Source organism: Erwinia amylovora, from assembly GCF_017161565.1.
GTDB classification, from domain to species: Bacteria; Pseudomonadota; Gammaproteobacteria; order Enterobacterales; family Enterobacteriaceae; genus Erwinia; species Erwinia amylovora.
The window spans coordinates 2,096,005-2,108,538 of sequence record NZ_CP066796.1 but is presented as its reverse complement, the minus strand read 5'-3'; the positions used below and the strand labels follow the sequence as shown (position 1 = coordinate 2,108,538).

The following is a 12,534-nucleotide window of genomic DNA, read 5'->3' as shown; positions in this document are numbered from 1 at the left end:
ACCGTAAAGAGTTCATTTTAGATTACTATTCATAGCGTTAATGCCCTATACATTTTGACGATTTCAATCAAAGGAGAAATCAATGTCATTTTGTAGAGAATAGACGGTGACCTTAAGGCTTTAAAGCAGCGGCACCTCTGCGTTGGACTCCTTTTTACTAACGAATGAGCCGGGCTGCTGTTTCAACAGGTCTTCCGGCAAACGGCGATAGTGAGAATTCAGACATATATGGCCGGCAACCCGCTGCGGTTTGCCACTAAATTAAGCATTGATTGAATACATTGTGCCAGACCTGCGTCACCGGTTTACGTGGACCGGGCAAAAGCAGTACATTGTACAGTTAAAACATGACACTAAGAGCCTGTCCTGGATCGGGATCTACGGGACTGGCTAATCCTGCAACGAGGAGAATGAAATGGCGGTTACACAAACAGCCCAGGCATGCGATCTGGTTATTTTCGGTGCCAAAGGCGACCTTGCACGCCGAAAACTGCTGCCCTCACTGTATCAGTTAGAAAAAGCCGGTCAGATTCATGAAGAGTCACGCATCATTGGCGTGGGGCGCGCGGAATGGGATAAAGCAGCTTATACCAAGGTAGTGCGTGAAGCGCTGGAAACCTTTATGAAGGAAAAAATTGACGAGGCGCTGTGGGATAAACTCAGCAGCCGACTTGATTTTTGTAATCTGGACGTGACTGACAGCAGTCATTTCCCTCGCCTTGGCAAAATGCTCGACCAGAAAAAACGCGTCACCATCAACTATTTTGCCATGCCGCCAAGCACCTTCGGTGCCATTTGTCAGGGGCTGGGCGAAGCTAAACTCAATGCCAAACCCGCACGCGTGGTAATGGAAAAACCGCTGGGCACGTCGCTCGTTACCTCGCAGGAAATCAACAATCAGGTAGGTGAGTACTTCGAAGAGAGCCAGGTCTTCCGCATTGACCATTATCTCGGCAAAGAGACCGTGCTTAACCTGCTGGCACTGCGCTTTGCTAACTCACTGTTTGCCGCAAACTGGGACAATCGCACCATCGACCATGTGCAGATAACCGTGGCGGAAGAGGTGGGGATCGAAGGGCGTTGGGGCTACTTCGATAAAGCCGGTCAGATGCGCGACATGATCCAGAACCACCTTCTGCAGGTGTTAACCATGATCGCAATGTCACCGCCGGCAGACCTGTCTGCTGACCGTATTCGTGATGAGAAAGTCAAGGTACTGCGCTCACTGCGCCGCATTGACCATACCAATGTGCGTGAAAAAACCGTGCGCGGTCAGTACACTTCCGGTTTTGTGCAGGGGAAAAAAGTCCCCGGCTATCTGGAAGAAGAGGGCGCAAACAAGTCCAGCAATACGGAAACCTTCGTTTCTATCCGGGTTGATATCGACGACTGGCGCTGGGCTGGCGTACCGTTCTATCTGCGCACCGGAAAACGGTTGCCGACCAAGTGTTCGGAAGTTGTTGTTTACTTTAAAAATCCGGCGCTGAACCTGTTCAAAGACAGCTGGCAGGAACTGCCGCAAAACAAACTGACCATTCGCCTGCAGCCGGATGAAGGTGTCGATATCCAGATCCTTAACAAAGTGCCCGGCCTGGATCATAAACACAACCTGCAAACCACCAAACTGGATTTAAGCTTCTCAGAGACCTTTAATCAGTCTCATCTGGCTGATGCCTACGAGCGCCTGCTGCTGGAAACGATGCGCGGCATCCAGGCGCTGTTTGTTCGTCGTGATGAAGTCGAGGAGGCGTGGAAGTGGGTCGACTCTATCATGGACGCCTGGGCTGCAGATAAAGAAGCGCCCAAGCCTTACCAGGCAGGTACCTGGGGCCCGGTGGCTTCGGTAGCGATGATCACCCGTGATGGCCGCTCATGGAATGAATTTGAGTAATTTGACCTGAATATTGCAGCCCGCTTCGGCGGGTTTTTTTTCAATCAGAATAACGGTTATGCACAATAAGCCGGCGCTTCGATTCTCCTTGTACAACACCCGCGCCGGCGACGATCGCCTGGCGGACAGGCGATGCGGAGAAGGCTGCATCAATAGCGGCAAAACACGCGGCGAACGGATTTGACCATTGGCACGATGATACCGGCCATTGTTGTCGAACAGCGGGAACAGGCGGTATCGGGGGCGAAAATTTGATTCACCCCAGATAGTGCAGGGCAGAATCAGCCGCTGACGTTCACGCGGGCGACAGCCGTTGTGGCGCGTTGTAGCGCATCCTCAATATCACTTCCGGTTGCCAGCACCACGCCTAAACGGCGTTTACCCTGGATTTCCGGCTTGCCAAACAGACGAACCTGCAGACCCGCGCCGACAGCGGCAGAAAGGTTGGCAAACTGCACGTTATCACTGTGTAGCTCCGGCAGGATAACCGCCGACGCCGCCGGGCCGTATTGACGTATTGCACCCACCGGCAGACCGAGGAAAGCGCGGACGTGCAGTGCGAACTCAGAAACATCCTGTGAGATTAACGTGACCATGCCGGTGTCGTGCGGGCGCGGTGACACCTCACTGAACACCACGTCATCACCACAGACAAACAGCTCGACGCCAAAAAGGCCATAACCACCGAGGGCAGCCACCACCTTTTCGGCTATCTGCCGGGCGCGCTGCAGGGCCAGCTGGCTCATCTGCTGTGGCTGCCACGACTCACGATAGTCGCCATCCTCCTGGCGATGACCGATGGGCGCGCAGAAATGAATACCGTCCACCGCACTGATGGTCAGCAGGGTGATTTCAAAATCGAATTTCACCACGCCTTCAACAATCACGCGCCCGGCACCCGCACGGCCACCCTGCTGAGCATAATCCCAGGCGGTAGCCAGCTGTGCGGCGTCCCGGACAACGCTCTGGCCTTTGCCGGAAGAGCTCATCACCGGCTTAATGATGCATGGCAAGCCGATAGCTTCAGCTGCGGCACAGAATGCATCATAGCTATCGGCGAAGCGATAGGCAGAAGTGGGAAGCTGCAACTCTTCAGCGGCGAGGCGGCGTATGCCCTCGCGATCCATGGTTAACCGGGCTGCACGGGCGCTGGGAACCACCTTCTGGCCCTGTTTTTCCAGTTCGACCAGCCTGTCCGTGGCGATAGCTTCAATTTCCGGCACCACAAAATCCGGCTGCTCTTTTTCAATCAGCGCTGCCAGGGCTGCGCCATCCAGCATATTGATCACATAACTGCGGTGGGCAACCTGCATAGCAGGGGCATCCGCGTAGCGATCTACCGCGATCGTTTCCACGCCCAAACGCTGACATTCCAGCGCCACTTCTTTGCCCAGTTCACCCGATCCTAACAGCATTACGCGCGTCGCATTCGGGCGCAGAGCGGTTCCAAGAGTTGTCATCATCGCCACCTGATTAGATAAAAAAAAGCCGCCGTAGTATAAACGAAAACGTTTGCGTGTTCATCCGTCATTCGGCACTTGAGGCAAAAAAGCAATGCTGATATACTGTATAAAAACACAGTTAAACAAGGCGAGATCATGGCTGTTGAAATTAAATATGTCGTTGTCAGAAAAGGTGAAGAAAAGATGACATTTGCCAGCAAAAAAGAGGCGGATGCCTACGACAAAATGCTCGATATGGCGGAAGTGTTCTCTGACTGGCTGGCGGCCAGCCCGCTGGGTATGCAGGAGCAGCAAAACGAATCGCTGGGGCTTTTTATGGCGGAAAACAAAGACGTGCTGCAGCAAATTTTGCGTACCGGCAGGCTGCCTGATGAAAACGCCGCCAATAAAAGCGATGATGACAATGAAAGCACGCTGCGGGCGGTAGCGGGTTGAGTGCGCAATTGATGGTCATATAGCCTTGCTGTTAAGCGGATGATATCAGCTGGCATAACGCGGCCATTGCAGCTTTTGCGGTTATGTCTGCATCCGCCTGATGCAGCCGATCGTTGAAGACTTCAAGTCCTATTGGCCCCCGGTATTCAATGTGTTGCAGGTGCTGTAACAGCGCCCGCAAAGGGAAGTGACCTTCGCCCGGCAGCAGGCGGTCATGACGGGCAACTTCCTTCAACCGTTGCGCATCCGGCCGGGTATTCAGATCCGACAATTGTACCAGGAATATCTTGTCGGCCGGGATGCCCTCAAGATCTGCCAGCGTTCTTTGCAGAACAAAGATATGGAATGCGTCGACCACCAGGCCCAGATTGGGTGCATCAATACGCTTCACCAGCTGCCATGCTGCGGCGATGTTGTTAATGTGCTGGCTCCACGCCATCGCTTCATACGCCACGCGCAGATTGTGGTGTGCCGCCTGCTGTACCAGCCAGCGTAAATCCTCTTCTGTGCGTTGTTGGCAACATTCGGGATCGGTCGAAGCAGGGACCAGTAGCGTAGTCGCTCCCAATCGTTGTGCGGTTGATATCATCTCCAGCGCTTCGTCGCGCTTGTGATGGCGCATCGCATCCGGTGCGCCATCGAAGTCCATCAGCACCTGGTAATCCGTTAGTGATAACGCCAGACGTGAGCAAAGATCGGCCAGGCCCCCAGCGCCCGCCGGTGCTGCTGCCACATCCTGCTGCCATAATTCCACCTGCTGAAAACCCGCCGCAGAGGCTGCGCGAAGCTTCTCTTCGCTACTGCCACCCAGCAAAATAGTGTTGATAAATAATGGGTTGCCTGAAAGCATCGCTGCCATTTCCTTATTTTCTTGCTGCTTTCATGGTAGAAGTCAATAACGGCTGGCGCAAACCCTACTTTTAAACAATTTGTGCGCGTCAGGTGAAATGCTAAGCCTCTGCACTCTTTGACATCTCCTTACGTTGCTGCCAGAAATCCCGGTGATTCATCTCAACCGTTCAAAGTGCGCAGCGATCTGCAAGCGCCAGGCGAGGCATTGGCGATCCCTCAGGACGTGCGTGGATCAATTAAGCACGATATCCGCAATGAAATCACAGGCTGGCTGTCTGACGGCGGGACAGGCAATAACGCTGGTTCCAGCTGCTGAATGTCCTCTGGGATAACGCTGCCCCATCATCTTTTCTTGGCAATCTGTCACTCGGGTGTCAACCTTACCTACCGAAACTGACATTGCGAACGAACCATGACACCACCAAAAGCAAAGCAAATACCCCATGTTATGACCTTGCATGGTGATACGCGCACCGACAATTACGCCTGGCTGCGTGACGATCGGCGTGAAGATCAGCAGGTACTGGCGCACCTTAACGCCGAAAACGACTTTTGCCTGCAGCAGCTGAAGCCGCAGCAGGCCCTTCAGGCGCAATTGCTAACGGAGATCGTTGAGCGTATACCTGCCCGTGACCATTCCGTGCCCTATGTCAAAAGCGGCTACCGCTATCAAAGCCGCTATGAGGAGGGCAACGAATATACCCTTTATACCCGTCAGCCAGCCGACACCGTCACGCCGGAAGTCTGGGAAACGCTGCTGGACGGAAATCAGCGAGCCGCAGACAGCGAGTTTTATACTCTCGGTGGCGTGGCCATTAGCCCGGATAATCAGACAATGGCGGTGGCCGAAGACTTTTTGTCGCGTAGGGTATATGCCATTCGTTTGCGTAATTTGAACAGCGGCGAGTGGTATCCGGAGGTGCTGGAGGGCGTCTCATCCAGCATGGCCTGGTCTGGCGATTCACAAACACTCTATTATGTGTTGAAGGATAAACAAACTTTGCTGCCTTATCAGGTATGGCGGCATACGCCAGGTACACCGCAGCAGCAGGACCAGCTGGTATATGAAGAGCAGGATGATACTTTTTATGTCGGCCTTGATAAGACCACCTCAGAGCAGTTTGTTGCTATCGTACTTGGCAGCAGTACCACCAGTGAAGTCATGCTGCTGGATGCGCAGCAGGCTGATGCGCAGCCGCAGCGGTTTAGCGCACGTCGCAAAGATCATGAATACAGCGTCGATCACTATCAGGGCGAGTTCTACATCCGTTCTAATCGCGATGGCAAGAACTTTGCTTTGTATCGCAGCGCTGAGGCCAATGAACATCAGTGGCAGACGGTGATCCCTGCTCGTGACGATATCGTGCTGGAAGATTTTTCCCTGTTCCGCGACTGGCTGGTGGTTGAAGAGCGTCAGCGCGGATTGGTCAGCCTGCGCCAGATCCACTGGCTAAGCGGCAGAAGCTGTACGATTGCCTTTGACGATCCGGCTTACGTTACCTGGATTGGTTACAACCCCAGTCCTGAAACCAGTAAGCTGCGCTACGGCTATTCGTCGATGACCACGCCGGACACCTTGTATGAACTCGACCTGGATAGCGGTGAACGGCAGATCCTGAAGCAGACAGAAGTAAAAGGCTTTGACGGCTCATTGTACCGCAGTGAACACCACTGGATAACCATGCGCGACGGCGTCGAAGTGCCGGTTTCGCTGGTTTATCGCCGCGACTGCTATCAGCCCGGAACTAACCCGCTGCTGGTTTATGGTTACGGCTCCTATGGCAGCAGCATGGATGCCGACTTCAGCGCCAGCCGCCTTAGTCTGCTCGACCGCGGGTTTGTCTATGCCCTGACGCATATACGGGGCGGAGGGGAGATGGGGCAACGCTGGTATGACGACGGACGCCTGTTAAACAAGATGAATACCTTCCATGACTTCATCGATATTACCGATGCGCTGGTGGCGAGACAGTACGGTGACGCGCAGAAACTTTACGCGATGGGGGGCAGTGCCGGGGGATTGCTGATGGGCGCGGTGATCAACATGGTGCCGGACCGTTTCCACGGTGTTGTCGCGCAGGTGCCATTTGTCGACGTGCTCACCACCATGCTGGATGAAACCATTCCCCTCACCACCGGTGAATATGATGAGTGGGGAAACCCGGCCGACGAGCAGTATTATCACTACATCCGGAAGTACAGCCCATATGACAACGTGGTGCCGCAGTCTTACCCGCACCTGTTGGTCACTACCGGGCTGCATGATTCCCAGGTGCAGTACTGGGAACCGGCAAAATGGGTGGCGAAGTTGCGCGAGCTGAAAACCGACAACCATCTGCTGCTGCTGCACACCGATATGGACGCCGGCCACGGCGGTAAATCCGGGCGCTTCAAGGCTTATGAAGGACTAGTGATGGAATATGCCTTTTTGATCGCGCTGGCAACGGGCCTGCTGGCTGTCCCGGCAGCTTAATCTGGCTCGCTCAATGCCCGCTGCATGGCGCTGCGTAAGTCGGGTTTCAGATCCGGGATTTTTTTCAGCATCCACTGTAAATAGCCCGGATCTTTTTTCGCCACATCGTCAACTTTTTGTCCGCGATATTTGCCAAAAGGAAAACAGTTAACGGACCCTTTCACCTGCATCCGGCGCAGCATTTCTGCTGCATCCCAGCCGCTGAACGACATAATACGTATCAGCAGTGCAGCGGTTACGTAGCAGTCATATAAAGCGCGGTGAGCGTGTAATTCGGCTGGTGGTGAAACCTCCAGTTGCAGAGACTGGCGTAGCGACTCATTGGTGTATTTCAAGCCAGGCCATAAGCGGCGCGCTAAGGTCATGGTACAAATCCACTCCCCGTGCATCTCAGGCAGCATGCGGCGGTCAAAGCTGGCGTTGTGTGCCACGTAGAAGGGGCTGCCGTGGTAGCGGCCGATAGCCTGCTCTATGGTCGGTTTTCCCCTCACCATCGCTTCGGTGATTTTATGCACAGCGATGGCCTGACGGCTGATTGGCCGGTCAGGTGAGATCAGATCGCTCATCGGATTGACGATCTGTCCATTGATCACGTCAACCGAAGCCACTTCTACCACTCCGCCCTGCAGGCCACAGGTTTCCGTGTCTATAACCCTGAACATAGCTTCTCCCGATGATAAAACTGGCGTGCAGGGTAACGAAAAGGCTCCTGCTTGCCAATGGTCATATTCACGCCGGGTAACAACGATCTGTATTCCCGTGCCAGCGCCCGGCCACGGGCCGCCATCGCGCGGCTAAATGGCATGGCTATTTTTGTTTAGGTTCGTAGGGTAGCCGCGAAAGCGCAAGCGAAGCCTGGCGATAGTGCATCAGGCGTTGTCGGAACCAATCACGCAGCGCTTCCGGCTGTTCACGTTCGACCATTTCGGCGACGATCGGCATATTGTAACGTTCTTTAAAAGCCACCCCGGCGGCGGCCAGGTCAACGTTGACCTTATCTTTTTCTTCCTGTGGCAATGTGGCCAGGTTGTAGCTCATGTTGTATCCCCGTAGTTTGAGGCAGAAAATAATGCACAAAGCACGGATTAGCAAGCCTGCTGACCATTGATTGCTGGCGTTGCCTCGACACTGCTTTTTAAGCGGGGTATTCTTTTGCCCTCAGCCAGCAAGCCGCTGCATCGCCTGTCAGGAGCACTGCGCATGAAGCGTAAATTCTTCAGGTTTTCCGGCCCGCTGATTGTCGTTCTGTTTACCCGTCAGGCCTGTGCTTATGCTCACCTGAATACCCGGTTCTCCTCGGCCAATCCTTGTCCGAAGCGCTCATGCTGGTATTCTGAGAAGATATTCAGCCTGCTTTCGGTGCTGCCGACGTTACGCCAGGCGGCAAACTGCCCCTGAATGTTTGTCGGCCGCGCGCGATGCACAGCAACATAACCTGCTGCGGGTAAAATTAAAGCAACCGCTGACCCGCGGTGAGTACCCGGTTGCTGACGGTGATGTCCTGCTGGCTGACGCTAATGACGGCAATGTTGCAGCTGTTAATCTAATACGGCCAGACGGGAGATGGCTGGCAGGATAATCTGAACGCCGATACAGGGATAGCGGTGTTAAATACCCGGTTTGGTCGCGTCTGGCAGCCGCAGCCGTCATTTGTGCGGGTCTGGCATTGTTATCAGGCAAACAAACGCGCCACAGGGCATTGCTGATTTGCGCACCGGCTTTACTATGCGCAATGGCATTTACCGGATATGCGCTGATGCCGGATTGCTGGCAGGGAGTGCTACAGCAGGTCAATCAGCTGGTGTATCTGTTAGCAGCGACCTGTTGGACAGGGGGGCTGTTACCGCTGGTGATGCAGATGCGCGCAGCGGGTGATATCACCCTGCCATTGCTACCGCGATACGCTGTTCGCACTATGGCCATATTGCAGGGGCCTGGTGCAGATAAGTGGGGCGCTTAATGCCCTGCTCATACCCGGTTGGCCTGTTGCCAGCTTTAAACTCTACCGCCAGGGCGGGCAGTTAAAATCTCGCTGGTGGCCGTAATGGTGGCGATTGCGCTGTATAACCGCTACGGGCTGGTGCCGTGTTTTCAGCGCAGTGGAGCGTGCGCGCAGCAGCCGTTGATCACCACTCGCCAGGTGGCGATCATCCTGGCGGCAGCGGTGCTGCTGACCGTAAGCTGGTTTGCCACCCGGAACCCGCCCGGGCCATCAGCCGGGCAGGCTAAATTAATCACCTTTCAGCTTTAAGTTATATCGTTGAGGTACAGTACAAAATGAAAAAGTTGGCATTTGCATGTCTGGCACTGGGCGTCAGCAGTAGCGCAGTGGCCGGTATTGAAACCGTAAGCCGTTTTGATATGGGGAAAAACGACTGGCCATTTACGCGTGAAGAAATGATGTTAAGCTGCGAGAAGGGCAACATACTGTTTGCTATCAACGACGGCACGCTGGTGCAGTATCCATTGAATGCCGCAGCTGAAGCCAAAGTAAAGGCCGGCCAGATGAAGGGAGAGCCGATAGCCAAAGTTCTGGCAGACGACCCCAACAATCCTGGCCAGAAAAAGAGTCTGGCACCCATTGTGGCACGTGCCGGGAAACTCTGTCCCTGATACCCTCAACGGGCGTGCCGAAAACCTGCAGAGATAGCGGCCATATGGCATCACGCCTCAATTATGTAGCCGCCATCACAATGCTAATCTTTGTATGCCTTGCTGTTTATCGTCGGCTGGAATTCCTCCGGCGCTGGTCTATCTTTAAAGTACCAGGTCACAACGCCTGCAAGAACACCAACTTTTAGCGCACGGCTCATTAAAGAGCCATTCCCTTGGACTGAAGACAGGATTTGTCTTCAGTCTTTTTTTGGCCTGCTAAATATCCTGATGATCCTTTTGTCAGTTATCGCCTGTTCGGTCTTTCCCCGGCCACGTCACGATCCTTAAAGTTCTACCGTCACGTATTATCTGTGAGAAAAATTTCACAATTATTTCAGCCGATTCCAGGAAGAAACAAAATTGACATCTATACTGTAAACGCTAAAAGCAGTTATTGATTGTAATATAAACCGGAGTGAGAAATGGAACTTAGAAACGAACTGGCAATGACTAAACGCGTCTCCTGGGGCAGTATTATCGCTGGCGTGGTTACCGCAATAGCTGTATCACTTCTGCTTACCACCCTCGGGACGAGTCTCGGCTTATCGATGCTGTCGCCAAAATCCGATGATATTGTTAATGGCGCTGACACGGCCGTGTTGGCCTGGTCTGTTATTGGGGTAATAATTAGTCTTGCCTGTGGCGGGTTTATTACCGGACGGCTGGCAGGTGCTGACGGTGCCATCCACGGCTTTCTGATTTGGGCAACCTCATTACTGGTTGCCACCATTCTTGGATTTGCTGCCGTTGGTGGCGTATTAAATACCGCCGGTAATGCAGTGGGTGGCATTGCCTCTGCAACCGGAAGCATGGCAAGTGGGATCGGTAATGTTGCAGGGCAAGCTGCTCAGGGCGCGGGCAACATTGGTGAGAAGATCTACAGCCGCATCGGGCTTGATACAAAGTTACAGTCGCAGGATGCCGATCAACAGGTTATGGAAGCCCTGAAGAAAAGCGGTATTAAAGAACTCCAGCCCGAATATCTGCAGTCACAGCTTGAAGCGGCGGGTGACGATTTAGCCAGTGCGGCCAAAAACCTGGCGAGTCATCCAGACAACAGTGATGCCATTATTAATTCACTCACCGAAAAACTGAAAGGTCGCGCAGAAACCATTGGTAATTCCGTGGACAAAAATGATGTGAAAAAGGCTCTGACGGAAAACACCTCCATGACGCCGGAGCAAGCGGATAAAGCGGTTGATAACTTCATTCAGACGCGAGATAAAACGGTGCAGCAGGTTGACCAGCGTCTTTCACAGTTGGAAGATAATATCAATCAGGCTAAAACGCAGTACGCTGAACTGAAACAGCAGGCTAAAGAGAAAGCGGAAGCGGCAGCCAAAGCCGGTGCCAAAGTGGCTCTTTGGTCATTCTTCGGTTTATTGATTGGCGCCATTGTCAGTACTCTGAGCGGTTTGTGGGGCGTTAACACCCTGACAGGCCACAAAAAAATCAAGGCTTAATTCTCCATTAGCTCAGGCCATGTAACATGCATTGCACCGTCACTCAGGTGGTGCGGCAAGTCAGTGGCCTGATACTCGGTCCCGGTCCAGTACCGGGCTGAGTCCTCTCAAATCTCATGCTGCACGCCACACCTACAGGCCACCCCACAGACGTTCAGGTCAGGCTTCTTTCCATTATCTTGTTATCTACATCAGCCCGGCATTTCTGCCATGCGGTCGAACACGACTTCTCTCTCTTCGCATTTACGGCACCTTCGAGCCTGGCTAAGCTCAAAAGATGACAAGTGATCGAGGGGATTTAACACATAAGCGTTCTACTTAACTAAAATAATCCATATTTTCTGCTGACGATGGTAATCATGACGGTCATAAAATTTGCTTATAGATAAAATAAATTTATGATACCCCGTATATCAATTTAACTACGCATTAACAATGCTTACAGATTGACACAAAAACCTCGATGGAAGAACATGAATTCTTTTAACTTTCATAAAGATGAGGTTTGTTCATGTTTAACTTACACAAAGATGGATTTTCACACTTTAGATCCAGTGTCGCTGTCTCAGCAGAAGAAAAAGGGTATCTTATGCATGAGGTTAGCCTCCTTGAGAGAGATAAGCATGCTCCGGCCAGCACGCTTCGTTTCAGAAGATATGGAAATGCGATCATTCTTCCGTGGAAAGATAACGAACTTCATTGGCTACCAACACATAAAGAGAATGGTAAAGAGTTCTCGGGATACGATCAGGGAAGCAACAATCCAGAGCATGGATCGATTCGGTACTTTAACGCGTTAAGCTCCGCATTGAAAAACTCGGATTTTCTGAAAGATCTGATCATCGATGATTTTAAACAAACATTCGGTTTTGAGAACGACTACCTTCCTGTTTATGTCGGTGTGCACTTAGTAAAAGTTCGCTGTGAAAATAATGAGCTGCCTGGTTTTAGCTCACCTGATTGTTTCCATCAGGATGGAGAACCCTTTACTTTCGCCCACTTAGTCAGTCGAAGTCCTAACGCGATTGGTGGTAATAATTATATAGCCAGCGTAAGTGCGCGCAATAAAAAGCTGTATGAGGTGAATGAGGATGAGATTACCCATCGCTTTACCCTTAATGAATTTATGGATAGCTTCTCGGTGTGTGATGAGATGGTCAGCCACTATGTAGATCACTTATCAATGCAAAGTCCAGGTTCACCTGTAGAAAGGGCAATGATACTGATTGATTTTTCTCGCACTATTCAAAGCATCTGATAATATTGCTGTGTTAATAAGTTCAATATTTGTCCTCAATACAG

At 52.4% G+C, this 12,534-nt stretch carries 13 protein-coding genes; 9 read left to right on the top strand and 4 right to left on the bottom strand.

Annotation, left to right across the window (positions count from 1 at the left end):
- Window positions 1–415 precede the first annotated feature (415 nt).
- Window positions 416–1,891, top strand: coding sequence for a glucose-6-phosphate dehydrogenase (gene zwf, locus JGC47_RS09810; protein WP_004157937.1), 1,476 nt, complete (start codon window positions 416–418; stop codon window positions 1,889–1,891).
- Window positions 1,892–2,172: 281 nt separating this feature from the next.
- Here the strand turns inward: zwf and purT are convergent, their stop codons facing one another.
- Window positions 2,173–3,351, bottom strand: a complete 1,179-nt coding sequence (gene purT, locus JGC47_RS09805; protein WP_004157931.1) for a formate-dependent phosphoribosylglycinamide formyltransferase — start codon at window positions 3,349–3,351, stop codon at window positions 2,173–2,175.
- 138 nt (window positions 3,352–3,489) lie between these two features.
- Here purT and JGC47_RS09800 point away from each other — a divergent pair, with 138 nt between their 5' ends.
- A complete protein-coding gene (locus JGC47_RS09800) occupies window positions 3,490–3,789 on the top strand; it encodes a YebG family protein (protein ID WP_004157925.1) in 300 nt (99 codons plus the stop codon).
- A 31-nt stretch (window positions 3,790–3,820) separates the two neighbouring features.
- Here the strand turns inward: JGC47_RS09800 and JGC47_RS09795 are convergent, their stop codons facing one another.
- Window positions 3,821–4,639 (bottom strand): sugar phosphate isomerase/epimerase family protein, encoded by an 819-nt coding sequence (locus tag JGC47_RS09795; protein ID WP_004157921.1) that lies wholly within the window; start codon window positions 4,637–4,639, stop codon window positions 3,821–3,823.
- Between the two features lie 414 nt (window positions 4,640–5,053).
- Between JGC47_RS09795 and JGC47_RS09790 the strand changes: the two genes are divergently transcribed.
- The gene (locus JGC47_RS09790) at window positions 5,054–7,114 is read left to right on the top strand and encodes a S9 family peptidase (protein ID WP_004157915.1); all 2,061 of its coding nucleotides are present in this window, start codon (window positions 5,054–5,056) and stop codon (window positions 7,112–7,114) included.
- Here the strand turns inward: JGC47_RS09790 and exoX are convergent.
- The gene (exoX, locus tag JGC47_RS09785) at window positions 7,111–7,776 is read right to left on the bottom strand and encodes an exodeoxyribonuclease X (protein ID WP_004157914.1); all 666 of its coding nucleotides are present in this window, start codon (window positions 7,774–7,776) and stop codon (window positions 7,111–7,113) included. The genes JGC47_RS09790 and exoX overlap by 4 nt on opposite strands.
- Window positions 7,777–7,921: 145 nt before the next feature.
- The gene (locus JGC47_RS09780) at window positions 7,922–8,152 is read right to left on the bottom strand and encodes a DNA polymerase III subunit theta (protein ID WP_004157912.1); all 231 of its coding nucleotides are present in this window, start codon (window positions 8,150–8,152) and stop codon (window positions 7,922–7,924) included.
- Between the two features lie 162 nt (window positions 8,153–8,314).
- Between JGC47_RS09780 and JGC47_RS09775 the strand changes: the two genes are divergently transcribed.
- From JGC47_RS09775 to JGC47_RS09750, 6 genes are all read left to right on the top strand, one after another.
- On the top strand, window positions 8,315–8,512 hold the full coding sequence (locus JGC47_RS09775; RefSeq protein WP_013036076.1) for a hypothetical protein: 198 nt from the start codon (window positions 8,315–8,317) through the stop codon (window positions 8,510–8,512).
- A 334-nt stretch (window positions 8,513–8,846) separates the two neighbouring features.
- Window positions 8,847–9,074: a hypothetical protein gene (locus JGC47_RS09770; RefSeq protein WP_223386169.1), complete on the top strand. Its 228-nt coding sequence runs from the start codon at window positions 8,847–8,849 to the stop codon at window positions 9,072–9,074.
- An 84-nt stretch (window positions 9,075–9,158) separates the two neighbouring features.
- Window positions 9,159–9,365 carry a hypothetical protein gene (locus tag JGC47_RS09765; protein ID WP_024015261.1) on the top strand — a complete coding sequence of 69 codons (207 nt, stop codon included), beginning with the start codon at window positions 9,159–9,161 and terminating at the stop codon, window positions 9,363–9,365.
- A gap of 26 nt (window positions 9,366–9,391) precedes the next feature.
- Window positions 9,392–9,727: a YebY family protein gene (locus tag JGC47_RS09760; protein WP_004157904.1), complete on the top strand. Its 336-nt coding sequence runs from the start codon at window positions 9,392–9,394 to the stop codon at window positions 9,725–9,727.
- Between the two features lie 464 nt (window positions 9,728–10,191).
- Window positions 10,192–11,232 (top strand): TIGR04086 family membrane protein, encoded by a 1,041-nt coding sequence (locus JGC47_RS09755; RefSeq protein ID WP_004157900.1) that lies wholly within the window; start codon window positions 10,192–10,194, stop codon window positions 11,230–11,232.
- Window positions 11,233–11,821: 589 nt separating this feature from the next.
- The gene (locus JGC47_RS09750; RefSeq protein WP_004157899.1) at window positions 11,822–12,490 is read left to right on the top strand and encodes a 2OG-Fe dioxygenase family protein; all 669 of its coding nucleotides are present in this window, start codon (window positions 11,822–11,824) and stop codon (window positions 12,488–12,490) included.
- Window positions 12,491–12,534: the final 44 nt, after the last annotated feature.

What these genes read in the sequence shown, in the direction of transcription:
- zwf (WP_004157937.1), top strand. Translation starts at nt 416, where the DNA reads ATGGCGGTTACACAAACAGCCCAGGCATGCGATCTGGTTATTTTCGGT.
- purT (WP_004157931.1), bottom strand. Translation starts at nt 3,351, where the DNA reads ATGACAACTCTTGGAACCGCTCTGCGCCCGAATGCGACGCGCGTAATG.
- JGC47_RS09800 (WP_004157925.1), top strand. Translation starts at nt 3,490, where the DNA reads ATGGCTGTTGAAATTAAATATGTCGTTGTCAGAAAAGGTGAAGAAAAG.
- JGC47_RS09795 (WP_004157921.1), bottom strand. Translation starts at nt 4,639, where the DNA reads ATGCTTTCAGGCAACCCATTATTTATCAACACTATTTTGCTGGGTGGC.
- JGC47_RS09790 (WP_004157915.1), top strand. Translation starts at nt 5,054, where the DNA reads ATGACACCACCAAAAGCAAAGCAAATACCCCATGTTATGACCTTGCAT.
- exoX (WP_004157914.1), bottom strand. Translation starts at nt 7,776, where the DNA reads ATGTTCAGGGTTATAGACACGGAAACCTGTGGCCTGCAGGGCGGAGTG.
- JGC47_RS09780 (WP_004157912.1), bottom strand. Translation starts at nt 8,152, where the DNA reads ATGAGCTACAACCTGGCCACATTGCCACAGGAAGAAAAAGATAAGGTC.
- JGC47_RS09775 (WP_013036076.1), top strand. Translation starts at nt 8,315, where the DNA reads ATGAAGCGTAAATTCTTCAGGTTTTCCGGCCCGCTGATTGTCGTTCTG.
- JGC47_RS09770 (WP_223386169.1), top strand. Translation starts at nt 8,847, where the DNA reads ATGGCATTTACCGGATATGCGCTGATGCCGGATTGCTGGCAGGGAGTG.
- JGC47_RS09765 (WP_024015261.1), top strand. Translation starts at nt 9,159, where the DNA reads ATGGTGGCGATTGCGCTGTATAACCGCTACGGGCTGGTGCCGTGTTTT.
- JGC47_RS09760 (WP_004157904.1), top strand. Translation starts at nt 9,392, where the DNA reads ATGAAAAAGTTGGCATTTGCATGTCTGGCACTGGGCGTCAGCAGTAGC.
- JGC47_RS09755 (WP_004157900.1), top strand. Translation starts at nt 10,192, where the DNA reads ATGGAACTTAGAAACGAACTGGCAATGACTAAACGCGTCTCCTGGGGC.
- JGC47_RS09750 (WP_004157899.1), top strand. Translation starts at nt 11,822, where the DNA reads ATGCATGAGGTTAGCCTCCTTGAGAGAGATAAGCATGCTCCGGCCAGC.